Genomic DNA, 24,392 nt, shown 5'->3' on the forward strand with positions numbered 1-24,392 from the left:
GCCCGGTAACATTCCGAACCCGGAAGCTAAGCCCTCCAGCGCCGATGGTACTGCACTCGTGAGGGTGTGGGAGAGTAGGACGCCGCCGGACAATCTTCCAGTCGAGGGCCGCCCCATCCGGGTCGGCCCTCGACTGCGTAGCGCCATTGGTGGCGCAATCAGGAAGGATGTACCTGTGAGTTCAGGACCGCAGGGCGGAGATCGTCCCCGTCGCCACGAAGACCGTACGGACGGCTCGGCTGGACGCGACCGCGGCCCGCGCCGTGACGACCGCGACCGCCCCCCGTACCGGGGTGACCGGGACAACGCTGGCGGCGCCCGGGGCGGATACGCCGGCGGACGCGACGGCGGTTCCCGTGGTGGTGACCGGGACAGCTCGCGGTCCAGCGCTCCGCGTGACGGCGGCTTCCGTGGTGGTGACCGCCGCGAAGGCGGCTTCCGCGGCGGCGATCGGGACGGTTCGCGCTCGGGCGCCCCGCGTGAGGGCGGCTTCCGTGGCGGCGACCGTCGCGAGGGTGGTTTCCGCGACGGGGCGCGCTCGGGTGCACCCCGCGACGGTGGCTTCCGGGGTGGTGACCGCCGTGACGGTGGTTTCCGCGGTGGTGACCGGGACGGTTCGCGCTCGGCCGCTCCGCGTGAGGGTGGCTTCCGTGGTGGTGACCGCGATGGTGGTTTCCGTGGCGGTGACCGGGACGGTTCGCGCTCGGCCGCTCCGCGTGAGGGTGGCTTCCGTGGTGGTGACCGCGATGGTGGTTTCCGTGGCGGTGACCGTCGTGAGGGTGGTTACCAGGGTGGCGACCGTGGCCGGTCGGGTCCGCCGCGTGAGGGTGGCTTCCGGGGCGGTGACCGCGAGGGCGGTTTCCGCGGTGGCGACCGCCGTGAGGGTGGCGCTCCGCGTGAAGGTGGCTTCCGGGGTGGTGACCGGGACGGTGGCTTCCGTGGTGGTGAGCGTCGTGAGGGTGGTTTCCGGGACGGCGCCCGGTCTGGTGCCCCGCGTGAGGGTGGCTTCCGTGGTGGTGACCGCGACGGTGGTTTCCGTGGCGGTGACCGTCGTGAGGGTGGTTACCAGGGTGGCGACCGTGGCCGGTCGGGCCCGCCGCGTGAGGGTGGCTTCCGGGGCGGCGACCGTCGTGAGGGTGGCGCGCCGCGTGAGGGTGGCTTCCGCGGCGGAGACCGCGACGGTGGTTTCCGCGGCGGTGAGCGTCGTGAGGGTGGTTTCCGGGACGGCGCCCGGTCTGGTGCCCCGCGTGAGGGTGGCTTCCGTGGTGGTGACCGCGACGGTGGTTTCCGTGGCGGTGACCGTCGTGAGGGTGGTTACCAGGGTGGCGACCGTGGCCGGTCGGGCCCGCCGCGTGAGGGTGGCGCTCCGCGTGAGGGTGGCTTCCGCGGCGGCGACCGCGACGGTGGCTTCCGCGGTGGTGACCGTCGTGAGGGTGGTTTCCGTGGCGGTGACCGTGGCGGTTCGCGTCCGGGCGCTCCCCGTGAGGGTGGCTTCCGCGGCGGCGACCGCGACGGTGGCTTCCGTGGCGGTGACCGTCGCGAGGGTGGCTACCAGGGTGGCGACCGTGGCCGGTCGGGTCCGCCGCGTGAGGGTGGCTTCCGGGGCGGTGACCGCGAGGGTGGTTTCCGGGGCGGTGACCGTGGCGGTTCGCGTCCGGGCGCTCCCCGTGAGGGCGGCTTCCGCGGCGGCGACCGCGACGGCGGCTTCCGCGGTGGTGACCGTCGTGAGGGCGGCGCTCCGCGTGAGGGCGGCTTCCGCGGCGGCGACCGCGACGGCGGCTTCCGGGGCGGCGACCGTCGTGAGGGCGGCGGCTTCCGGGGCGGTGACCGTCGCGAGGGTGAGCCCCGCCGTGACGATCGTGGCGCGGGCTCCGAGTCGTACGAGGGTGGGCGCACGTCCGCCCCGGCGTTGCCGGACGACATCGTCGCGACCGACCTCGACAAGGACGTCCGCGCCGAGCTGCTGTCGCTGAACAAGCCGGTCGCCGAGTCGGTGGCCCGGCACCTGGTCGCCACCGGTCAGCTGATCGACGAGGACCCGGCGGAGGCGTTGGCGCACGCGCTGGCCGCCCGCCGGCTCGCCTCGCGTATCTCCGCTGTCCGGGAGGCGGTCGGTCTGGCCGCGTACCACGCGGGGGAGTGGCAGACGGCGATCGCCGAGCTGCGGACGTACCACCGGATGAGCGGCCTGCAGAGTCACCTGGCCGTGCTGGCGGACTGTGAGCGTGCCCTGGGTCGACCGGAGCGGGCCATCGACCTGTTCCGCGGTGCCGACCAGGACAAGCTGGATCAGGCCGTCGCGATCGAGCTGCTGATCGTCGCCGCCGGCGCCCGGGGTGACCTCGGGCAGAAGGACGCCGCCGTGGCGATGCTCCAGGTGCCGGACCTCACCAGCGAGGCCACCGTGCCGTGGACGGCGCGGCTGCGGTACGCGTACGCCGACGCGCTGCTCGCGGTGGGTCGGCGCGAGGAGGCCCGCGAGTGGTTCTCCCGCGCCGCCGACGTGGACACCGAGGGTGAGACCGACGCGGCGGAGCGGCTGCTCGAACTCGACGGCGTTGTCATCGAGGGCGACGACGAGGACGAGGCCGAGGAGATCGCCGCCGGTCCGGGCACGCCGGGCGCGGTGCCGACCCAGCCGGACACCGACCTGGCCGCCGACGCCGACGACATCGCGGACGACGACGACCGCGACGAGGACGACGACCGCGACGAGGACGACGACCGCGACGAGGACGACGACCGCGACGACGAAGCCGACGAGGACTTCGACGACGACGACGAGGGCGGCGCGGTCGCTCGCTCCGAGGACGTCGAGGACGTCGACGTCGAGGACGAGGACCGGCACCCCGACCAGAGCGGGAACGCCGAACCGTCGGACGCGACCGCGCCGGTCGCCGACGGGACCGCCCCCACCCGGGGCGACGAGTCGGAGCCGACGCAGCGGTGAGCACGGACGCCGGGAAGCGGCTGGTCGACGGGTACACCCTTGTCGTCTTCGACCTGGACGGGGTGATCTACCTGATCGACCGGCCGATTCCCGGCGCGGTCGAGGCGGTGGCCCAGCTGCACGCCGAGGGCCGGGCGGTGGCGTACGCGACCAACAACGCCTCCCGGCGCTCCAGCGAGGTCGCCGACCTGCTGACCGGGATGGGCGTGCCGGCCCGGCCGGAGGAGGTGCTCACCTCCGCGGCGGCCTCGGCCGAACTGCTGCGTGACCGACTGCCCGCCGGAGCCCCGGTGCTGGTCGTCGGGGCGGAGGCGCTGCGCGCCGAGGTGCGCGCGGTCGGCCTGACCCCGGTCTCCCGCGCCGACGAGAAGCCGGCCGCGGTGGTGCAGGGCTACGGCCCGCAGGTCGGTTGGGCGGACCTGGCGGAAGCCTCGGTGGCGGTGCGGTCGGGTGCGATCTGGATCGCCACCAACACCGATCGGACCCTGCCCAGCGGTCGTGGACCGCTGCCCGGTAACGGCTCGCTGGTCGCCGTGCTGCGTACCGCGTTGCAGCGGGATCCCGACGTGGTGGTCGGCAAGCCGGAGTCGGCGTTGTTCGAGACCGCCGCCCGGCGCAGCAACGGTGGCCGGGCGCTGGTCGTCGGTGACCGCCTGGACACCGACATCGAGGGCGCGCGTCGAGCCGGGCTGGACAGTCTGCTCGTGCTCACCGGCGTCAGCGGCGTACCCGATCTGCTGGCCGCCGGGCCGCAGCGGCGGCCCACGTTCGTGGCACGGGACCTGGCGGGGCTGTTCGACCCGGACGCGGCCGTGCGGGTCCCGGGTTCGACGGAGGCCGGGGGTTGGTCCGTGACGGACCGGGACGGCACGGTGGAGCTGGCCGGCTCGGGTCGGCCGCTGGACGCGCTGGCCGCGCTCTGCGCGGCGGCCTGGTCGGCGTCGGCGCCGCCGACGGTCCGCGCGGTGGGCCCGGATGCGGCCCGCGCGGTGGAGAGCTTCGGGCTACCCGGCGGCGAGTGAGACGGCCTGTGGGCGCTCGTCAGAGCAGCTTGCGCAGCTTCAGCAGGTCGAAGGGGTTCGCCTTGATCGACACTCGGCGGGAGGTCACCGCGCCGGTGACGTCGAGGTCGCCGCGCACCAGGGCCAGCAGGTCGTCGCTGGACGTGCTCAGCGCGATCTTGGCTTTGGGGTCGTCGCCGTCGGTCAGCTCGATCAGCCGGCCGCCGCTGATCCGGCCGTGAAACGCCGTGTCCAGGTCGGTGATCCGGCAGGCCAGCGTGCGGTCCAGGTCGATGCGTTCGCGCACCGTCTCGGCATTGCGGTCCAACCGGGCGGCCAGCTCCTGCAACGCCTGCCGGCACTCGTCCACGCTGGCCACATCTCCCCCTCGTTGATCGCCACGCCGTCCCCGGCACCGTACCGCACAGGACAGTCCGGGGTGCCCGGTAGCGTGACACCTGCACACCTCGCCCCATGGAAGGACACCGGCATGCAGGACGCGTGGCGCGCCTACCTCGAACTGGCCATGGGCCTGGCGGAGGCGCCCCGGAAAAGGGCCCAGGACGTGGCGCGTCGCCTCGTCGGCTCCGGCGGCGCGACGGCCGCCCAGCTCCAGGCCCTCGGCGAGGAACTGGTGAGCACCGGCGCCGCCAACCGCGAGGCGCTGACCAAGCTGGTCCGCTTCGAGGTCGACCGGGCACTCGGCGCGGTCGGCCTGGCCACCGCCGACGAGGTGGCCGAGCTGACCCGACGGGTCCGCGACCTGGAACGGCAGCTGCGCGAGGCGCGCGCCGCCGAGCCGACCCGCGCGGCCTCTGCCGGGCCGACCCCGCAGCCCGACCCGACCCGCGCCGTGCGGCCCGACGCCGGCCTGGTGCCGTCGGACGGCCCGGCCGGCGCCCCGGTCTCCGCCCCGGTGGCGAAGAAGGCCGTGGCGAAGAAGGCGGTCGCCAAGAAGGCCATCGCGAAGAAGCCGCCGGCGACGATCAGCCGCACCGGCGACGAGACCCCGACGCCGGCGGCGATGCCGGCGAAGAAGGCCGTGCGCAAGCGCCGCCCGGACGGTGACTCGTGACGGCCGTACCGTCCGGCGGGAGCCTCCGGTGAGCGGCGACGTCCGGCCCGGCCCGCGTCCGGGCCCTGCGCCCGGCATCCGACCCGGCCCGCCGCCCGGTGGGTTCGGGGCGCGTCCGGGTCCGCCGCCGAGCGCCCGCCCCGACCTCATGCCGGGCGACGACGACGCCGACGCCGCGCGGCACCCGGCGGTGGACGCCGCCGTGCGGGCCATGGCGAACGCGGCGACGCTCGCCCCGGCCGACCAGATCGCGCAGTACGAGGCGGCCTACGAGACGCTGCGGGAAACCCTCGCCACCATCGACCAGACCTGAGCAAGACCGGAGAACCACCCATGGCACGTCGCAACCGGTTGGACGCCGAACTCGTCCGCCGTGGTCTGGCCCGCTCCCGCGAGCAGGCCGCCGCGCTGGTGGAGGCCGGCCGGGTCCAGCTACGCGGGGTGCCCGCGCGCAAGGCCGCCGCGATGGTCGACCCCGCCGATCCGCTGCTGGTCACCGGCGACGACCCCACCGAGGAGTACGTCTCCCGGGGCGGGCACAAGCTCGCCGGCGCGCTGGCCGCGTTCGGCCCCGCCGGGCTGCGCGTCGCCGGCCGCCGCTGCCTGGACGCCGGCGCCTCGACCGGGGGCTTCACCGACGTGCTGCTGCGCGCCGACGCGGCCGAGGTGGTCGCCGTGGACGTCGGCTACGGCCAGCTCGCCTGGTCGCTGCGGACCGACGACCGGGTCCGCGTCCTGGAGCGCACCAATGTCCGTACCCTCGAACCGGAGGCGATCGGCGGGCCGGTCGACCTCACGGTGGCCGACCTGTCGTTCATCTCGCTGCGGCTGGTGCTGCCGGCGTTGGCCGGCTGCACCCGCGACGACGGCGACCTGGCGTTGATGGTGAAGCCGCAGTTCGAGGTGGGCAAGGACCGCGTCGGCGCCGGCGGTGTGGTCCGTGAGCCGGAGCTGCGCGCCGAGGCGGTGCTCGACGTGGCGGCGGCGGCGCAGCGGCTCGGCCTCGGCCTGGCCGACGTGGCGGCCAGCCCGCTGCCCGGGCCGAGTGGCAATGTGGAGTTCTTCGTATGGTTGCGCCGGGGCGCACCACCGGCCGACCCGCAGCGGGTGCGGGCCGTGGTGGCGGCCGGGCCGGACGGCCCGACGACGACCGGCGACGTGCCGGACGCGGCGGCGGAGGAGGTCGCAGGGTGAACGCGTACAGCGAGCGGCGCGGTCCGGTACGCGGTGGTGCCGCCACGACGGCGGACGGGCGGCCGGTCCGATGAGTCGCACGGCGCTGCTGGTCACACACACCGGTCGTCGGCGCAGCACCGAGCACGCCCGGTCGGTCGCCGCCGACCTGATCGCGGCGGGTTTCGAGGTGCGGGTGGTCGCCGACGAGGCCGACGACCTCGACCTGCCCGGCGTGGTGCCGGTCGCCGGCCCGGAGGCCGCCGAGGGCGCCGAGATCGTCTTCGCGCTCGGTGGGGACGGCACCTTCCTGCGCGCGGCGGAGCTGGCCCGGCCGGCGAAGGCACCGCTGCTCGGCATCAACCTCGGCAAGGTGGGTTTCCTCGCCGAGGCGGAGATCGACGACCTGGACACCGCGGTCCGTGACGTGGTCGGGCGTAACTACACCGTCGACGAGCGGCTCACCCTGGACGTCACCGCCGAGTTCGACGGCGGCCCCACCATCGAGTCCTGGGCGCTCAACGAGATCAGCGTGGAGAAGGGCGAGCGGGCGCAGATGCTCGAGTTGCTCGTCGACGTGGACGGCCGCCCGCTGTCGCGTTACGGCTGCGACGGCGTCGTCTGCGCCACCCCCACCGGCTCCACCGCGTACGCGTTCTCCGGCGGTGGCCCGGTGGTCTGGCCGGAGGTGGAGGCGCTGCTGCTGGTGCCGATCAGCGCGCACGCGTTGTTCAGCCGCCCGTTGGTCACCGCACCGACGTCCACGTTCGTCATCACCGTCGACCCGTTCACGACCCTCGCCGTGCTCTCCTGTGACGGTCGGCGGGTCTACGACCTGCCGCCGGGCGCCCGGGTCACGGTGCGGCGGGGTGCCCTGCCGGTGCGCATCGTGCGGTTGCGGGCCCGGCCGTTCACCGACCGTCTGGTCGCCAAGTTCGGGCTTCCGGTGCATGGCTGGCGGGGCAGCCGCAGGTGAACCGTGCGGGCACCGTCGGTGCACGTCGGTTGTCCACCTGACGACATGTCGCCGCTGCGGCGGCCGGCGACTAGTGACCTGGTGACGGGCTCCATCGCAGACTCCGATCGACTCTCATCTACGGATGGGGGCCCGGAGGAGTAGAGGAGCGCATCGCATGCACTGGTCCCCACGCTGGCTCACCGCCGGCGCGGTCGGCGCGTTGGTCGTCGGGCTCGCCGCACCGGCGTCCGCCGACCCGCCCGCCCCGCCCACCGGCCCGAGCACCCCGCTCGCGGCACCCGTTCGCGTCACGCTGATCACCGGCGACCAGGTCGAGCTCGCGCCCGCGGCGCCGGGCCGGGTCGCCGCCACCGTCCGCCCGGGCCCCGGGCGAGAGCGCGTCATCTTCCAGACCCTGGAGGTCGACGGCGGGCTGCGGGTGGTGCCCAGCGACGCCCTGCCCTACGTCTCCAGCGGGGTGCTCGACGCCAACCTGTTCGACGTGCAGGAGTTGGCCGCCGACGGCTACGGCGACGTCGTGCAGCGCGATCTGCCGCTGATCGTGCGCTACCAGGAACCCTCCGCCGGCCGGGTCCGGCCGCTCGCCGTCGCCGCCGACGCCCGCCCGCTGGAGAGCATCAACGGCGCGGCGCTGCGGGTCGACAAGGGTGACCTCGGTGGCCTCTGGAGCACGCTCGCCGCCACGCCGACGAACCGGGGCAGCGCCGCCGCCGCGCCGCTGGGTGGCGGCATCGCCCGCGTCTGGCTCGACGGCCGGGTCCGCCCCACGCTGGAGCACAGCGTGCCGCAGATCGGCGCCCCGGAAGCCTGGGCGGCCGGCCGGGACGGCAGCGGCGTCACGGTGGCCGTGCTCGACACCGGCGTCGACGCCACCCACCCCGACCTGGCCGGGCGGATCGCCGAGGCGCAGGACTTCTCCGGCAGCGGCAGCGCCCGCGACGGCCACGGCCACGGCACGCACGTGGCGGCGACCATCGCCGGCAGTGGCGCCGCGTCGGCGGGGCTGCGCAAGGGCGTGGCGCCGGGCGCGCGACTGCTGGTCGGCAAGGTGCTCGACGACGGCGGCTCGGGCTACGACTCGTCCATCATCGCCGGCATGGAGTGGGCGGCCCACGCCGGCGCGAAGGTCGTCAGCATGAGCCTCGGCGGTGACCCGACCGACGGCACCGACCCGATGAGCCAGGCGGTCAACGACCTGACCGCCGAGACCGGCGCGCTCTTCGTGATCGCCGCCGGCAACTCCGGCGCCGCGCGTACCGTCGGCTCGCCGGGCGCGGCCGCCGCCGCGCTCACCGTCGGCGCGGTGGACCGCGACGACAACCTGGCCGAGTTCTCCAGCCGCGGCCCGCGGGTCGGTGACAACGGCCTCAAGCCGGAGATCACCGCGCCGGGCGTCGGCATCGTCGCCGCGCGGGCCGCCGGCACCACCATGGGTACGCCGGTCGGCGACGCCTACACGACCGCGTCCGGCACGTCGATGGCGACGCCGCACGTGGCCGGCGCGGCGGCGATCCTCGCCCAGGAACACCCGGACTGGGCTGCCGGGAAGCTCAAGGACGCCCTGGTCAGCACCACCAAGGTCAACCCGGCGCTGACCGTCTTCGAGCAGGGTGGCGGTCGCGTCGACGTGGCGCGGGCACTCAAGCAGCAGGTGTACGCGTCGGCCACCGCGGACTTCGGCCGGATCTCCACCGGGGGCGCGGCGGTCGAGCGGACCGTGACGTACACCAACGGCACGACGGCCGCGCGGACCCTGCGGCTGGCCCTGGAACTGCGCAACCTGGACACCGGTGCGGCCGAGACCGACGGGGTCTCCGTCGGATCCGGCGAGGTGAGCGTGCCGGCGGGCGGCAGCGTGGTCGTGCCGCTGCGGGCCGACCCGGCGAAGCTGGCCCGGGGCGTGCATGGCGGCTGGCTGGTGGCGACCGGTTCGGATGGCGTCGCGGTGCGCACCCCGGTCGGGCTCACCGTCAGCGGTCCGCAGCACAGTGTCACCATCAAGCTGCTGGACCGGCAGGGTCAGCCGGGCATCTCGCCGGGGTTGACCGTCTTCGGTGAGCAGCCCGAGTCGGACTACTGGGGCCTGTGGGGCGGCGAGGGAACCCTACAGGTCGAGGAGGGCACGTACGTGCTGACGGCGCTCGTCGAGCACGGCGTTCCCCTGGACGAGCAGGTGACCCAGATCATCGAGCCGGAGGTGACCGTCGACCGGGACCTGACCGTGGTGCTCGACGCGCGCAAGGGCACGCCGGTGCGGATCGAGACGCCGAAGCCCAGCGAGCAGCGGGCCACGCTCAGCTTCTACGTGCACCGGGTGCTGGGCAACGGCCGGCAGATCGACCACGGTGTGCTGGCCTACAGCGTCGTGCAGCAGGTCAACGTGACGCCGACCCGCCAGGTGCGGCAGGGCGAGTTCGAGTTCGCCTCGCGTTGGCAGCTCGTCGCGCCCATGGTCGACGCCACGATCAGCGGGGTGTCCGGTCCGTCGGACATCAACCTGAAGGGCACGTCGCCGGCGCCGACCGGTCGGCACCGGCTGCCGCTGGTGTGGGCCGGCACCGGCACCCCCGCCGAGCTGACCCGGGTGCGGGACGCCGCCGTGCTGCTCGCCGCCGACCCGGACCGCTCGGAGGAGGAGCAGGTGGCCGCCGTCGCGGCGGCCGGCGCCGCCGCGGTGCTGATCGTCCGCCCGGAGGACCAGACCGCCTGGACGGTCTGGCGGCCCACCGGCGACCGCCTGCCGATCCCGTCGATGGTGGTCGCGTACGACGACGGGCAGCGGCTGATCGCGGCGGCGCGTAAGGGCCGGGCGACGCTCGACCTGACGTTGACCGTGGACAGCCCCTACCTGTACGACGTGTGGCAGGTGTCGAAGGGGCGGGTGCCGGAGCGGGTCGTGCACACGGTGACCGCGAAGAACACCGCCGAGGTGACCGCGAGCTACGGCGACATGGGTGCGGGCTGGGCCACCGAGCAGCGGTTCGGCTGGCGGCCGTGGCAGGGGTACGCCTGGAACGACGACCAGCGGATGGTCCGCAACGGAACCACCCGGCAGGAGTTCGTCAGCGCCGGGGACAACTGGTGGCAGCACCGGGTGCTGCACAAGTTCATGTTCATGCAGTGGGGGCAGTTGGCCGGCGGCCTGACCGAGGAGCCCCGGCGGTACGCCGCCGACGACCGGGAGACCGAGACCTGGCACGCGCCGGTCGTCCGTCCGGCCGTACCGGCGAGTGGGGCGCCGGTGCCCACGCGGACCGGGGACAGTCTGGACCTGCGGGTGCCGGAGTTCGTCGACGCCGAGGGGCACTACGGCGTGGCCGGCGAGGGCGAGGAGTCGGACACCGTGGGGGTCCGGGTCAGCCGCGACGGGCAGCAGATCGCCGACCTGTCCGGCGGCTGGGCGCCGGTGCAGACCAGCGCCGGGGCGGCCCGCTACCGCCTGGACGTGAGCACCCGGCGGTCCTCGCCCGAGTGGCGGCACGCCACGCGTACGGAGACGGCCTGGGAGTTCACCTCGGCTCGACCGTCGGGTGACACGGCCACGCCGCTGTCGCTGCTGCAGGTGGACTACCGGGTGCCGGCCGACCTGCTCAACACGGTGCGCGGCAACCGGTCGCACCAGCTGGGGCTGACCCTGCGCCAGCCGGCCGGGGTGCCCGCGCCGACGGGCACCAGCGTCCGGGTGGAGGTCTCCTTCGACGGGGGCGTCACCTGGCGGTCCGCGCGGACCACGGGGTCGGGGACCCGGTACATCGCGACGGTGCCGGCCGGGCGAGGAACCGTCTCGGTGCGGGTGCACGCCCGCGACCGGGCCGGTAACACCGTCGACCAGACCGTGGTCGACGCGTACGGGCTGCGCTGAGGTTCGGGGGCGGGACGGCCGCGGCCGCCCCGCCCCTGCCGGGCGACGGGCCCGGCCGGCGTCAGATCCAGCCGCGCCGGGCCACCTGGAACGCCAGCCCGGGTCGGGTGTCCACGCCGGCGACGTCCATCAGGTTGGCGAGGCGCCGCTGCACGGTCCGCCGGCTCACCCCGAGCTGCGAGGCGATGGACTTGTCCGGTACGCCGGCGACGAACATCGACAGCAGCCGCGCCTCGTCGGTGTCCGGCCGGTAGCCGTCCACGGGGTGGTCGTCGGGATCGGCGCGACCGTCGGTGAGGTCCTCCAGCCGCAGCCGGGTGGCGACCCGCCAGTGGCTCTCGAACAGGGCGAGCAGCGCGTCGAGCAGTTGACTGCGGCCGATCACCGCGGCGGTCGGCTCGCCGCCCTCGAGGTCGGGCACGAGCGGGCAGATGGCGGTGCGGGCGTCCACGATGCACAGTCGGACCGGCAGGCGGTCCAGGATACGGGCCTGTTCACCGGCGGCGACACCGTTGGCGAGGTCGGCGAGCCCGCCCGGCGCCAACATCAGCTCCCGCTCGTAGATGGCCCGGTAGCGCACACCCCGGGCCAGCGCGTCGAACTCCTCCACGTTCTCCGGTCCGGTCAGGGCAAGGGGGTTGACCTTGCAGAACCAGAGCACCTCCGTCCGCGCCGAGTTCTGCAGGTCGCGCAGCCGGTCGCGGAGCGTCTGGGCGCCGGTGATCACCTCGACCAGGTGGTCGACGTGATGTCGGCGTAGCCCGGCGCGGTACTCCTCGGCCAGGTGGGTGACCCGCCGACGGGCCGCCTCCAGGTCCTCCTGCCGGCGCAGCAGTGCCGCGCCGAGGGCGACGTCCGGGGCGTTCGGGCGCAGCGGGGCGTCCGGGTCGGTGTCGGTGGGCTGCACGAGACCCTTGCCACGCAGCGTCTCCACCTCGGCGACGACCTGTGCGCGCGGCCGGTGCAGCCGGCGGACCAACTCGTCGATCCGGGCCGTGGTGAGCTGTAGCAGGCAGCGGTACAGCTCCTCCTCGGCGGGGGTCAGGCCGATCACGTCCAACACGGGGCAGAACTGTACGTCGGCCAGGTGACGGCCGGATCGCGGCCCGCCGGCGGGGCCCGTCGGCTGGTCAACTGTCGGGCCTCGCGTCTACTGTCGGGTGCTGTGCTGGAAGAGCTGCGCATCACCGGGCTGGGCGTCATTGACGACACGACTCTGCCGTTGACCGGCGGCATGAACGTCATCACCGGCGAGACCGGTGCGGGCAAGACGATGGTGGTGACCGGTCTCGGCCTGCTCTTCGGGGGTCGGGCCGACGCCGGGCGGGTCCGTGCCCAACCCGGGCGGGCCGTCGTGGAGGGTCGGCTGCGGCTGGAGGGCCGGGTCGCCGACGCGGTGCACGCCCGCATCGGCGATGCCGGCGGTGAGCCCGACGAGGACGGCTCGCTGCTGCTGAGCCGCACCGTGACGGTGGAGGGCCGCTCCCGCGCGCACGTCGGTGGTCGGAGCATGCCGGTGTCGATGCTCGCCGAGGTCGGCGAGCAGGCGGTGGCCGTGCACGGTCAGTCCGACCAGCTGCGGCTGCTGCGTCCGGCCGAGCAGCGCGCCGCGTTGGACCGGTTCGCCGGCCCGGCGCACGAGAAGTTGCTCGACGCGTTGCGCGAGGCGTACACGGGGTGGCGGCGGATCGTCGACGACCTGGCCGACCGGCGGCGCAACGCCCGCGAGCGCAACCAGGAGGCCGATCTGCTGCGGCTCGGCCTCGACGAGATCACCCGGGTCGACCCGCAACCCGGTGAGGACGACGAGCTGAAGACCGAGGCGCAGCGGCTGGAGCACGCCGAGGGGTTGCGGACGGCGGCGCAGCTGGCCCAGCTGTGCGTGGCGGGCGGCGCGGAGGCGGCCGACGAGACGCCGGACGCGGCGGCGCTGCTCGGCACGGCCCGGCGCACGCTGGAGGCGCAGGCCGGCACCGACCCGGCGCTGGGCGAGTTGGCGGCCCGGCTGGAGGAGGCGGCCACCCTGGTGACCGACGTGTCCGCGGAGCTGTCGGCGTACCTGGCGACGCTGGACGCGGACCCGGCCCGGTTGCAGCACCTCTACGAGCGGCGGGCGGCGCTGCGCGCGTTGACCCGCAAGTACGCCGACGACGTCGACGGGGTGATCGCCTGGGCCGACCGGGCACGTGCCCGTCTGTCCGATCTGGACACGTCCGACGATCTGCTCGACGAGTTGGAGCGCGAGGGTCAGCGGTTGGCCGCCGAGGTGGCCGATCTGGCCGGTCGGGTGTCGGCCTCGCGGCAGGAGGCGGCGGTGCGTTTCGCCGAGCAGGTCACGATCGAGCTTGCCGGGCTGGCCATGCCGCACGCCCGGATCGAGGTGGCGGTGCTGCCCCGCCCGGCCGGGCGGGCCGAGCCGGCGCTGCCGGTCAACGGCGTCGAGGTGGGTGTCGGCCCGGACGGCGGCGACGAGGTGGAGCTGCGGTTGCTGGCCCACCCGGGTGCGCCGTCGTTGCCGTTGCAGCGGGGCGCCTCCGGTGGTGAATTGTCCCGGGTGATGCTCGCCATCGAGGTGGTCTTCGCGGGTTCGGGCGGTCCGCCGACCCTGGTCTTCGACGAGGTCGACGCCGGTGTCGGTGGCCAGGCGGCGGTGGAGATCGGCCGGCGGCTGGCCCGGTTGGCCCGCAGTCACCAGGTGTTGGTGGTCACCCACCTGCCGCAGGTGGCCGCGTTCGCGGACCGGCACCTGGTGGTGGCGAAGGACACCGGTGGCGCGGTGACCACCAGCGGTGTCCGGGTCGTGGAGGACACCGAACGCGCCCGGGAGCTGGCCCGGATGCTCGCCGGTTTGCCCGACTCGGATCTGGGTATCGCTCACGCCGAGGAGCTTTTGGCCGTGGCCGCGAAGGAAAGGCGGCCGTGACGCCGCGTATTGTGAGCGCAAGCACACCGGCTTGTGCCGACGTGTGCTTCCCTGGGTAGGCGGCCCTGCTCAGGCATGTCGCGACAGAAAAGCCTGCCTCACATGCCAGGATGGTCACGATGCGTCTACCCACGTTGCGCCGGAACCGAAACGCGGAGCCGGGCCGAGTCCTCGGTGCCGCGCGCCTCGATCGCCGGACAAAGCGCCTGGTCGGCCGGCTGCGCCCGGGTGACATCGCGGTCATCGACCACGTCGACCTGGACCGGGTGGCGGCCGATTCGCTGGTCGCCGTCGGGGTCGCGGCGGTGCTCAACGCCAAGCCCTCGGTGTCCGGCCGGTATCCGAACCTCGGCCCGGAGGTGCTGGTAGCCGCCGGCATTCTGCTGCTCGACGACCTGGGAGAGGGCGTCTTCGAGCAGATCCGCGAGGGCGACCAGGTGCGCATCGAGGGCAACACGGTCTTCGCCGGCGACGAGCCGGTGGCGCACGGCAGCCTGCAGGACGCCGAGTCGGTCGCCAAGGCGATGGCCGACGCGCGGGAGGGTCTGTCGGTGCAGTTGGAGGCGTTCGCCGCCAACACGATGGACTACCTGCGCCAGGAGCGCGACCTGCTGCTCGACGGTGTCGGCGTGCCGGACATCGAAACGCAGATCCAGGGCCGGCACTGCCTGATCGTGGTGCGTGGTTACGACTACAAGGCCGACCTGGACGTGCTGCGCCCGTACATCCGGGAGTTCAAGCCGGTGCTCATCGGCGTCGACGGCGGCGCGGACGCCCTGGTCGAGGCCGGCTACACCCCCGACATGATCATCGGGGACATGGATTCGGTCACCGACGACGTGCTGCGCTGCGGCGCCGAGGTGATCGTGCACGCCTACCCGGACGGGCGGGCGCCCGGTCTGCCCCGGGTCAACGGCCTCGGCGTCCCGGCGATCACCTTCCCGGCCGCGGCGACCAGCGAGGACCTCGCGATGTTGCTGGCCGACGAGAAGGGCGCGTCGCTGCTGGTCGCCGTCGGCACCCACGCCACCCTTGTCGAGTTCCTCGACAAGGGTCGCGGCGGGATGGCCTCGACGTTCCTGACCCGCCTGAAGGTCGGTGGCAAACTCGTCGACGCCAAGGGTGTGAGCCGGCTCTACCGGCAGAGCATCTCCGGTTCGTCGCTGCTGCTGCTGGTGCTCTCGGCGATCGCGGCGATGGCGTCGGCGGTGGCCGTCTCGACCGTCGGGAAGGCGTACCTGGGCGTGGTCGCCGAGTGGTGGGACAATTTCGTGTTCCAGCTGTACCGGCTTTTCTAGTTCCCGACCGATCAAGAGGCTGCAAGCGTGATCAACTTCCGCTACCACGTGGTGTCCCTCACCGCGGTCTTCCTGGCTCTGGCGATCGGCCTGGTGGTCGGCACGGCCGCCCTCAACGGCCCGGTCGCCGACTCGCTGAAGCAGCAGGTCACCGGGCTACGCAAGGACAACCAGCAGTGGCGCCAGCAGGTCAACAGCATGGAGAAGCAACTCGCGCTGGAGGAGGAGTTCGCCGAGGAGATGTCCCAGGTCGTCCTGCCCGGCACCCTCACCGGGCGTCGGGTCGTGGTGCTCAGCCTGCCCAACGGGCGTGACCACACCGAGGGTGTGCTCAAGAAGCTCCAGCTCGCCGGCGCCACCATCACCGGCCGCGTCGACCTGCAGGACAAGTTCATCAACCCGGACAACAACTCCAACCTGCTGGAGCTGGCCGTCACCGCCGCCCGGCCCACCGCGCAGACCACCGGCCTGCCCGGTAACGGGCACGGCGTGGAGACGTCCAGCGCGCTGCTGGCCAGCGTCCTGCTGGACCGGGCGCAGGGCGCCGCGCCGGTCAGCGACGCCGACCGGCGGGCGGTGCTCGCCGCGTACAACAACGCCGGCTACCTGACCACCGACAGCAACAAGGTCACCGGCTCGGCGGAGGCGGTCGTCGTGGTCAGCGGGCAGCCGTACGTCGACAAGGACTCCGACAAGCGGGACGAGTCGGTCGTCAAGATCGCCGAGCAGTTCGACCAGACCGGGTCGATCGTGGTGGGCGGCAACGGTTCCGTCGGCGGCAACCTGGTGGCCGTGGTCCGCGGTGACCCGGTCCTCGCTCAGACGATCTCCACGGTCGACAACGCCAACACCGTGCAGGGCCAACTGGTCACCAGCCTCGCCCTGGTGCAGCAGCTCACCGAGAAGAAGGCGGGCCAGTACGGCGTCGGCGACAACGCCGCCTCCCTGCTGCCTAGACTGCCCCAGTGAGCGAACGACGTACCCCCGTGTCCGTAATCGACGAGGCGGCGGCGTGAGCGCCCTGGGTCGGCTGCTGATCGCCGGCGCCGGTGTCGCCGCCGCCCGGTACGCGCTGCGCGAGGTGCGTACCGCCCCGGTCGGGCCCGCGCTGGAACGCACGAACTTCCGCGGTCGGACGGTGACCCTGGCCGCCGGCCCGGCGCTCGCCGCCGGTGCGGCCGCCGCCGGCGCGTTCGGCGCGACCAGCGGTGCCTCCGGTGGTGCCGCCCTGGTCGCCGGCCTCGGCGCGGGTGGCGTCGGGCTGTACGACGACGTGGTCGGCGCCCGACCGGAGCAGAAGGCGGCGAAGGGCTTCGCCGGTCACCTCGCCGCGCTGCGCGAGGGCCGGGTCACCGCCGGCCTGGTCAAGGTCGTCGGGGTGGGTGCCGCCGGGCTGGGCGCCGCTGCGCTGCTCGCCGCCGACCCCCGGGTCGCGGCGCACCCGCGCCGGCAGCGCCACGGCGCGTTCGGCCGGGGTGTCGACGTACTGCTCGGCGCCGGGGTCATCGCCGGCACCGCCAACCTGCTCAACCTGCTCGACCTGCGGCCGGGCCGGGCCATCAAGTCCGGGCTGCTGCTCGCCGCGCCGCTGACCGGTGGCCCGCACGGCGGGATCGCCGCCGGTGCGGCCGGTGCCGCCGCGGGCCTGCTCCGCGACGACCTGGCCGAGGACGTCATGCTCGGCGACAGCGGCGCGAACGCCCTCGGTGCGCTGCTCGGCGTCGCGCTCGCCGCCCGCAGCGGTCCGCTCGGCCGGGCCGGCCTGCTGGCCGTGCTCGCCGGGCTCACCGCCGCCAGCGAGAAGGTCAGCTTCACGTCGGTGATCCAGCGGACCCCCGGGCTGCGGGAGCTTGACGCACTGGGCCGACGCGCCGACTGACGTGACCAGACCGGCACCCCTCGCCGGCGCCGGCCGGCTGGCCGGAGCAGCCGCGCTCATCGCCGTCCTCACCGTGGCCAGCCGACTCGCCGGCTTCGGCCGTACCGCCGTGTTCACCTGGGTGGTCCAGCAGAGCGACCTCGGCGGCATGTACGTGATCGCGAACACGGTCCCGAACATCGTCTTCGAGATCGTCGCGGGTGGGGCGCTGGCCAGTCTGGTCGTACCGCTGCTGGCCGGGGCGGTCGCGGCGGAGGACCGGCGGGCGGTGGCCGCGACCACCGGCGCGCTGCTCACCTGGACGGTGAGCCTGCTGGTTCCGCTCGCCGTGCTGGTCGTCCTGTTCGCCGATCCGATCATCTCGCTGATCAGCGAGGGACGCTCGGCGTCGGAACTCGCCGCCGGTGCCCGGATGCTGCGGGTGTTCGCCCCGCAGTTGCCCCTCTACGGGATCGGCATCGTGCTCACCGGTGTCCTGCAGGCGCACCGGCGTTTCGCCTGGCCGGTCATCGCGCCGCTGCTGTCCAGCCTCACCGTGGTCGTCGTCTACCTGGCCTTCGGCACCGCGCAGGGGCGTGGCGCGTCGGTGGCCCAGGTCAGCCGCGGCGGTGAGCTGCTGCTGTCCGCCGGCACCACGCTGGGCGTGGTCGTGCTGTCCCTGTCGCTGCTGATCCCGCTGCGGCGGCTGCGGCTGCGGCCCCGGTTCGGGTACGCCTTCACCGCCGACGCGCGGACGCGGATCGGCGGGCTCGCCACGGCCGGCGCGGTGACGGTGGCGGCGCAGCAGGTCGCGCTCCTGGTGATCCTGAACCGCGTCTCCGGTGGCCCCACCGGCTCCCCGCAGGTGTTCAACCTGGCCCAGGCCATCTTCCTGTTGCCGTGGGCGGTGCTCGCCGTACCGCTGGCGGTGGCGTCCTATCCGACGCTCGCCACCGCCTCCGCCGCCGGCGACGAGACCGGCTACCGGCGGACCCTGTCGACGACGGTGCGCGGCGTGCTGCTGTTCAGCTGCCTGGGTGTCGCCGCGCTGATCGCGACCGCGCAGCCCGTCGCGGCCGTCTTCTACCCGGACAATCCGGCGTCCACCGCGACGGCCATCACCGGCTTCGCCCCCGGCCTGCTCGGCTACGGGCTGTTCGCGGTCCTGTCCCGCGCGCTGTACGCGCGCGGCGACACCCGGCCGGCGACCGTGGCGATCACGCTGGGCTGGCTGGTCGTCCCGGCCGTGGCGCTGCCGTTGACCGCCCTGCTTCCCACCGCCGACCGGGTGCTCGCGGTGACGTCCGCGAACTCGGTGGGCATGCTCGTACTCGGGGCGCTGCTGGTCACGGCGGTGCTGCGCGCCGCCGGGCGTCCGGCGCTGGCCGGCACGACCCGAGCCGGGGCGGCCGGCGGCCTGGCCGGAGTGCTCGCCGCGCTCGCCGGGTTGGGCGTCGTCCGGTTGCTCGACACGCCGGGTGGCGGCACCCCGACGATGGCGGCGGCACTCGGTCAGGGCATGCTGTCCGGGGTTCTGGTCGGGGTGGTGTTCCTCGCCGTGGTCTGGTTAGTCGACCGGCGGGACGTACAGCCGCTGCTCGCCGGGGTGCTGCGCCGCCTGAGCCGGCGGGGTCGCGGCGGCGGGCCGACGCCGGGCGGGGTCTCCCCGGAGCGGGGCGACGGGAAGGAGACGGCGGCGCGATGAGTGAGCCACCTCTGTCCACCGGCTGGTCGGGCAGTGTCGCCCTGCTGCTCGCCTCCAGCACCGGTGGGGTCGGCCAGCACGTCCGTTCGGTGGCGCGGGGGCTCGTCGCGGCCGGCGCGCGGGTGCTGGTGTGCGGGCCGGCGGCGACGCAGGAACAGTTCGACTTCGTGGGCGTGGGCGCGCGGTTCGAGCCGGTGGAGATCCCGGCGAGCCCGACCCCCGCCGACACGCGCGCGGTGCTCGCCGTGCGCCGGGTCCTCGCCGACGCCCAGGTCGACGTGGTGCACGCCCACGGCCTGCGCGCCGGGCTGGTCGCCGTGCTGGCCCGTCCGGCGGCCCCGCTGGTGGTGACCTGGCACAACGCGGTGCTCGCCAGCGGGTTGCGCGGCGGCGTCTCCCGTCTCGTCGAACGGGTGGTGGCCCGGGGCGCCCGGGTCGCTCTCGGCGCCTCGGCGGACCTGGTGGACCGGGCCGCGGCGCTGGGCGCCACCGACGCCCGGCTCGCCCCGGTCGCCGCGCCGACCCTGCCCGCGCCCCGCCGACGTCCGGCGGCGGTCCGGGCCGAGTTCGGCGTACGACCGGACCAGCCGTTGATCGTGTCGGTGGGCCGGTTGCACCCGCAGAAACGCTACGACGTGCTGATCGACGCGGCGGCCCGCTGGCGTACCCGGACACCTCCACCGGTGGTGGTGATCGCCGGCAGTGGCCCGGCGTACCTGCCGTTGGCGGCCCGCACGTCCGCGGCCCGTGCCCCGGTGACCCTGCTGGGGCACCGCACCGACGTGGCGGACCTGCTCGCCGGCGCCGACCTGGCGGTGGTGAGCAGCGACTGGGAGGCCCGGCAGCTCTTCGCGCAGGAGGCGCTGCGCGCCGGCGTACCCCTGGTGGCGACCGCGGTCGGTGGGCTGCCGGAGTTGGTCGGCGACGCCGCGGCGCTGATCCCGGCCGGTGATGTCGACGCCCTCGACGCGGCGGTGCGCGCACTGCTGGACGATCCGGCGGCCCGCGCCGAGCTGGGCCGGCGCGGCGCCGAGCGGTCGGCGACGTGGCCCACCGAGGCGGACACCGTCGCCGCGCTGGCCGCGCTCTACACCGAGCTGACCGCGGCCCCCACCGGCCCGACGGCCCCGGACACCCGGGCACCGAGAACGGAACACCGCTGATGCTGCGTCGACTCGCGCCCGCCGTGTTGACGGTGCTCGTGGTGGCGCTGGGTGTCGCCGCGCTGGCCGTCCGGCCGCCGCAGGGCGCGCCGCAGCGCACCGCGGATTTCGTGGTGCTCGCCGGGATCGCCGGCCTGCGCTGGGAGGACGTCGACCCGCAGCGCACCCCGACGCTGTGGCGGATGGCCCAGGAGGGGTCGATCGGTTCGCTGTCGGTGCGGTCCGCGCACCGGCCCACCTGCCCGGTGGACGGGTGGCTGACGCTCGGCGCGGGCAGCTTCGCCGCCTGGAACGGCAGCCGACTCGACGGCGGCTGCCCGGCGGCCGGGGTGGCCGTGGAGCAACCCGACGGCATCGGCGCGAACCTTCCCGACCAGGAGAGCGTGGTCCAGTACAACCAGCAGCGGCTGCCGTGGAACACGTTGCCCGGGTCGCTGTCGGAGTCGGTGCGCTGTTCGGTCGCGGTGGGTCCGGGCGCGGCCGTGGCCGCCGCCCGTCCGTTCGGCCGGGTCGACCGGTACGCCTCGGCGCTGCCAGACGACCCGCGCGCGCTGCTCGGGGCCTGTGTGCTGAGCATCGTCGACCTCGGCACGGTCGAGGGGACCGACCCGGCGACGCGCGCCGAGGCGGCCCGCGCGGCGGACGCCGAGCTCGCCCGCGTGGTGGCCGCCCGGCCGCCGCGGTCGCTGGTGCTGGTCGCCGGGATCTCCGACACGGCCCGCCCGTCGCGGCTGCACGTGGTGGTCGCCGACGGGCCGGGCTGGGAGCGGGGGTGGCTGACGTCGTCCAGCACCGGCCGGGACGGCTACCTGCAACTCGTCGATCTCGCGCCGACCGCCCTCGCCGCGCTGGGTCGGCCGATGCCGGAGCGGCTCTTCCTCGGCCGGCCCGCGGTCAGCGCCGGTGGCCGGCCGGCAGACCTGGCCGACGCGATCAACGCGCCGGCCGACGCCGACCGGAAGGCGGCCGCCCAGCGGAGCGTGTCCGGCGAGTTCTTCACCGTGCTGGCCGTGGTGCAGGTGCTGCTGGCGCTGGCGGTGTTGCCGTTGCTGCGCCGGGCGCGGCCGCACGCCGGGCCGACCGGGCCGACGCCGGCGCCCGCGCGGCTCGTGGCGGTGGTCGAGGTGCTGCTGGTGGCGGCGGCGTTGACCGTGCCGGCCGCGCTGCTCGCCGACGCGGTGCCCTGGTGGCGGGGGGAGCATCCCGGCTGGATCTTCGCGGGGGTGACCGCGCTGCTGGTGGTGGCCGGCACGGCGGCGGTCCGGTTCGCCTCCGGGTACGCGGGCACCCTCGGCCCGCTCGGCGCGGTGGCCGGTCTCGCCACCCTCGTCGTGGGGTTGGACGTGCTCACCGGGGCGCGGCTGCAGCTCAACGGCGTGGTGGGCTACTCGGCGTTGCAGGGTGGCCGGTACGCGGGACTGAGCACCGTCGGGCTGGGCGTGCTCCTCGCCGGGGCGCTGGTCAGCGGGGGCTGGCTCGCCCAGCGGGTCCCCCGGGGTTGGCGGCCCGCGGTGATGGTGGCCGTGGGCGGTCTCGCCGTGGTGGTCGTCGGCAGTCCGTACCTGGGCGCCGATCCGGTCGGGGCGATCGCGCTCACCGCCGGACTGAGCGTGGCCGCGGTGATCAGTGCCGGCGGGTGGCTGACCATCAGCAGGCTGGCGTGGGCGACCATGGCGGCCCTGGCGGTCGGTGTCGGCTTCGCCGTGGTGGACCTGCGCCGTCCGCCCGCGGAGCGGGGCAGCCTGGGTCGGTTCCTGTCCGCCGTCGGCGACGGCACCGGCGGCTTCACCGTGCACCGGTCGAGCACGCAGAACTTCGAGACGCTGGTGAACAGCCCGCTGACCGTGCTGGCGTTGGCCGGTGGCCTGCTGGTGTGGTTCGCCCTGTTGCAGCCGTGGGGCGGCCTGATGCGGCTGTTCGGCATCTATCCGGCGGTCCGGGCCGCGCTGGCCGGCACGGCGGTCGCGGCCGTGCTGGGTGGGGTGCTCGACGGTGCGGCGCTGGACGTCGCCGGTGCCGCCACCGCACTGGTGGTGCCGATGGCCGCCCTCGCGTCGCTGCGGGTGCTCGGGCACGCCGCGGACCGGACCCGTCCGGGTGTGGGCCGCCTGCGCGACGACGACGCGGGCTCCGGCGCGGGCTCGGGCGGTGACGCGGGACCGGGCGGTGACGCGGGCAGCGGTGGCGGCGGCCCGGCCGGTGGCGGCGGCCCGGCCGGTGGCGGCGGCCCGACCGGTGGTGGTGGGCCGTTGGGGGCGGTGCATCCCCGCCCGATCAGCGGTCCGCCCGCGAGCCCATTCCGGTCGTCGGTGACGCCGCCCGACGGTGCGGCGGCCGAGCGGCCCGCGGACGTCGACGACGCGCCGGAGCCCACCGCGGTGCTACCGCCCCGGCAGGTCACCCGATCATCGACCGAGGTTGCCGCTCCCTGAGCGTCGGGCGTCGTCGTGGTGACCCGGTGGTGTCGCACCCGGGGTGCGGCCTGCGGGTACCCGCCCGGGAGGTGTTACCGTCGAATCCCGTGGATCGCGTGATCACTTTGCTGATCAAGCACGGCGGTCTGCATGACCGCGACAGACGACACGGGAGCAGGCCTTGGCCCCATCAGCACGGACGACCAGGCACATTTTCGTCACCGGGGGCGTCGCCTCCTCGCTGGGTAAGGGCCTCACCGCCTCCAGCCTCGGCAACCTGCTGACCGCGCGCGGGCTGCGCGTGGTGATGCAGAAGCTCGACCCCTACCTGAACGTCGACCCGGGGACGATGAACCCGTTCCAGCACGGTGAGGTCTTCGTCACCGAGGACGGCGCCGAGACCGACCTCGACGTCGGGCACTACGAGCGTTTCCTGGACCGGGCGCTGTCCGGCAAGGCGAACGTCACCACCGGCCAGATCTACTCCGACGTGATCGCCAAGGAGCGGCGCGGTGAGTATCTGGGCGACACCGTCCAGGTCATCCCGCACATCACCAACGAGATCAAGTCGCGGATCCTGGCGATGGCCGACCCGGACGACGACGGCCAGCTGCCCGACGTGGTGATCACCGAGGTCGGCGGCACGGTCGGCGACATCGAGTCGCTGCCGTTCCTGGAGGCGATCCGCCAGGTCCGCCACGACCTGGGCCGCGACAACTGCTTCTACCTGCACGTGTCGCTGGTGCCGTACCTGGCGCCCTCGGGTGAGCTGAAGACCAAGCCGACGCAGCACTCGGTGGCGCAGCTGCGCAACATCGGTATCCAGCCGGACGCCATCGTGCTGCGCTGCGACCGGGAGATCCCGGTGAAGCTCAAGGAGAAGCTGTCGCTCTACTGCGACGTGGACACCGAGGCGGTCGTGGCCGCGCCGGACGCGCCCAGCATCTACGACATCCCGAAGGTGCTGCACCGTGAGGGGCTGGACGCGTACGTGGTGCGCCGGCTCAACCTCTCCTTCCGGGACGTGGACTGGGCCAGTTGGGACGACCTGCTGGAGCGGGTGCACCGGCCCCGGCACACGGTCACCGTCGCGGTGGTCGGCAAGTACGTCGACCTGCCCGACGCGTACCTGTCGGTGAGTGAGGCGATCCGGGCGGCCGGCTTCGGCCACCGGGCGCGGGTGCAGTTGCGCTGGGTGCCCAGCGACGAGTGCGTCACCCCGGCCGGCGCGGCGGCGGCCCTGGCCGGCGTGGACGGCGTCCTCATCCCCGGCGGGTTCGGGGTGCGCGGCATCGAGGGCAAGATCGGAACCGCCCGGTACGCCCGCGAGAACGGCATCCCGCTGCTCGGCCTCTGCCTCGGCCTGCAGTGCATGACCATCGACGTGGCCCGGCACCTGGCCGGCCTGGACGGCGCCAACTCGGTGGAGTTCGACGAGCAGGCCGCGCACCCGGTCATCGCCACGATGGCCGACCAGGAGGACATCGTCGCCGGCAAGGGCGACCTGGGCGGCACGATGAGGCTGGGGGCGTACCCGGCGGCGTTGACCGAGGGCTCGATCGTGGCCGAGGCGTACGGCAGCACCGAGATCAGTGAGCGCCACCGGCACCGCTACGAGGTGAACAACGCCTACCGGGACGCTTTGACCAAGGCCGGCCTGCACATCTCCGGCACCTCGCCGGACGGCCGGCTGGTCGAGTTCATCGAACTCGACCGGAGTCTGCACCCGTTCTTCGTGGCCACCCAGGCGCACCCGGAGCTGAAGAGCCGCCCGACCCGCCCGCACCCGCTGTTCGCCTCGTTCGTCAAGGCGGCGGTGGCGTACTCGCAGGCCGACCAGCTGCCGGTCGACCTGGACGCGGCGGAGGCCCCGACGACGCGCAAGGCCGCCCGCAACGGCGCCGCCACGAAGGCCGCGTCCGCCTCGTGAGCGGGCGCAGCGAGCGAACCAGCAGGCTCAGTGGGGTGCCGCACGTCGTCGTCGAGCGCAG

At 74.4% G+C, this 24,392-nt stretch carries 18 protein-coding genes and 1 rRNA gene; 16 read left to right on the top strand and 3 right to left on the bottom strand.

What is annotated here, in order from left to right; translation table 11 throughout:
• A 5S ribosomal RNA gene (gene rrf, locus AB0H52_RS26710) occupies nt 1–91 on the top strand; the annotation flags it as partial.
• 90 nt (nt 92–181) lie between these two features.
• Here the strand turns inward: rrf and AB0H52_RS26715 are convergent.
• The gene (locus AB0H52_RS26715) at nt 182–2,005 is read right to left on the bottom strand and encodes a hypothetical protein (RefSeq protein ID WP_357950823.1); all 1,824 of its coding nucleotides are present in this window, start codon (nt 2,003–2,005) and stop codon (nt 182–184) included.
• On the opposite strand from AB0H52_RS26715, the gene AB0H52_RS26720 reads away from it, so the two are divergent.
• Together AB0H52_RS26720 and AB0H52_RS26725 are read left to right on the top strand one after the other, a co-directional pair.
• Nucleotides 1,994–2,950, top strand: a complete 957-nt coding sequence (locus tag AB0H52_RS26720; RefSeq protein ID WP_357950864.1) for a Replicase polyprotein 1ab — start codon at nt 1,994–1,996, stop codon at nt 2,948–2,950. The two genes, AB0H52_RS26715 and AB0H52_RS26720, sit on opposite strands and share 12 nt — an antisense overlap.
• Nucleotides 2,947–3,972, top strand: a complete 1,026-nt coding sequence (locus tag AB0H52_RS26725; RefSeq protein ID WP_357950826.1) for an HAD-IIA family hydrolase — start codon at nt 2,947–2,949, stop codon at nt 3,970–3,972. Before AB0H52_RS26720 ends, AB0H52_RS26725 begins: the two co-directional genes overlap by 4 nt.
• A 19-nt stretch (nt 3,973–3,991) precedes the next feature.
• Here AB0H52_RS26725 and AB0H52_RS26730 read toward each other — a convergent pair whose 3' ends face one another.
• The gene (locus AB0H52_RS26730) at nt 3,992–4,330 is read right to left on the bottom strand and encodes an SCP2 sterol-binding domain-containing protein (protein ID WP_121652745.1); all 339 of its coding nucleotides are present in this window, start codon (nt 4,328–4,330) and stop codon (nt 3,992–3,994) included.
• 111 nt (nt 4,331–4,441) lie between these two features.
• On the opposite strand from AB0H52_RS26730, the gene AB0H52_RS26735 reads away from it, so the two are divergent.
• The 5 genes from AB0H52_RS26735 to AB0H52_RS26755 all read left to right on the top strand — a co-directional run bounded on the left by AB0H52_RS26735 (nt 4,442) and on the right by AB0H52_RS26755 (nt 11,040).
• On the top strand, nt 4,442–5,026 hold the full coding sequence (locus AB0H52_RS26735; protein ID WP_357950829.1) for a hypothetical protein: 585 nt from the start codon (nt 4,442–4,444) through the stop codon (nt 5,024–5,026).
• Between the two features lie 28 nt (nt 5,027–5,054).
• Nucleotides 5,055–5,339, top strand: a complete 285-nt coding sequence (locus AB0H52_RS26740; protein WP_151490098.1) for a hypothetical protein — start codon at nt 5,055–5,057, stop codon at nt 5,337–5,339.
• Between the two features lie 20 nt (nt 5,340–5,359).
• Nucleotides 5,360–6,220, top strand: coding sequence for a TlyA family RNA methyltransferase (locus tag AB0H52_RS26745; protein ID WP_151490097.1), 861 nt, complete (start codon nt 5,360–5,362; stop codon nt 6,218–6,220).
• Between the two features lie 70 nt (nt 6,221–6,290).
• Nucleotides 6,291–7,175 carry an NAD kinase gene (locus tag AB0H52_RS26750; RefSeq protein ID WP_151490096.1) on the top strand — a complete coding sequence of 295 codons (885 nt, stop codon included), beginning with the start codon at nt 6,291–6,293 and terminating at the stop codon, nt 7,173–7,175.
• A 157-nt stretch (nt 7,176–7,332) separates the two neighbouring features.
• Nucleotides 7,333–11,040 carry a S8 family peptidase gene (locus AB0H52_RS26755; RefSeq protein WP_151490095.1) on the top strand — a complete coding sequence of 1,236 codons (3,708 nt, stop codon included), beginning with the start codon at nt 7,333–7,335 and terminating at the stop codon, nt 11,038–11,040.
• Between the two features lie 61 nt (nt 11,041–11,101).
• Here AB0H52_RS26755 and AB0H52_RS26760 read toward each other — a convergent pair whose 3' ends face one another.
• Nucleotides 11,102–12,103 carry a helix-turn-helix domain-containing protein gene (locus AB0H52_RS26760; RefSeq protein ID WP_357950834.1) on the bottom strand — a complete coding sequence of 334 codons (1,002 nt, stop codon included), beginning with the start codon at nt 12,101–12,103 and terminating at the stop codon, nt 11,102–11,104.
• A 102-nt stretch (nt 12,104–12,205) separates the two neighbouring features.
• On the opposite strand from AB0H52_RS26760, the gene recN reads away from it, so the two are divergent.
• The 8 genes from recN to AB0H52_RS26800 all read left to right on the top strand — a co-directional run bounded on the left by recN (nt 12,206) and on the right by AB0H52_RS26800 (nt 24,331).
• The gene (recN, locus tag AB0H52_RS26765) at nt 12,206–13,963 is read left to right on the top strand and encodes a DNA repair protein RecN (protein WP_278123090.1); all 1,758 of its coding nucleotides are present in this window, start codon (nt 12,206–12,208) and stop codon (nt 13,961–13,963) included.
• A gap of 119 nt (nt 13,964–14,082) precedes the next feature.
• Complete coding sequence (gene steA / locus AB0H52_RS26770; protein ID WP_151490092.1) at nt 14,083–15,261, top strand: putative cytokinetic ring protein SteA; 1,179 nt, start codon at nt 14,083–14,085, stop codon at nt 15,259–15,261.
• 27 nt (nt 15,262–15,288) lie between these two features.
• Nucleotides 15,289–16,230 (top strand): copper transporter, encoded by a 942-nt coding sequence (locus AB0H52_RS26775; RefSeq protein WP_151490091.1) that lies wholly within the window; start codon nt 15,289–15,291, stop codon nt 16,228–16,230.
• A 43-nt stretch (nt 16,231–16,273) separates the two neighbouring features.
• Nucleotides 16,274–17,140, top strand: coding sequence for a hypothetical protein (locus AB0H52_RS26780; RefSeq protein WP_278123087.1), 867 nt, complete (start codon nt 16,274–16,276; stop codon nt 17,138–17,140).
• Nucleotide 17,141: 1 nt separating this feature from the next.
• A complete protein-coding gene (locus AB0H52_RS26785) occupies nt 17,142–18,824 on the top strand; it encodes a lipid II flippase MurJ (RefSeq protein ID WP_357950839.1) in 1,683 nt (560 codons plus the stop codon).
• Nucleotides 18,821–19,987, top strand: a complete 1,167-nt coding sequence (locus tag AB0H52_RS26790; protein WP_357950842.1) for a glycosyltransferase family 4 protein — start codon at nt 18,821–18,823, stop codon at nt 19,985–19,987. Before AB0H52_RS26785 ends, AB0H52_RS26790 begins: the two co-directional genes overlap by 4 nt.
• Complete coding sequence (locus tag AB0H52_RS26795) at nt 19,987–22,419, top strand: hypothetical protein (RefSeq protein ID WP_357950845.1); 2,433 nt, start codon at nt 19,987–19,989, stop codon at nt 22,417–22,419. The genes AB0H52_RS26790 and AB0H52_RS26795 overlap by 1 nt, the downstream gene beginning before the upstream one ends.
• Nucleotides 22,420–22,582: 163 nt before the next feature.
• Nucleotides 22,583–24,331, top strand: coding sequence for a CTP synthase (locus AB0H52_RS26800; RefSeq protein WP_151490086.1), 1,749 nt, complete (start codon nt 22,583–22,585; stop codon nt 24,329–24,331).
• Nucleotides 24,332–24,392: the final 61 nt, after the last annotated feature.

The organism is Micromonospora sp. NPDC050695 (assembly GCF_040654415.1).
Lineage (GTDB): Bacteria > Actinomycetota > Actinomycetes > Mycobacteriales > Micromonosporaceae > Micromonospora.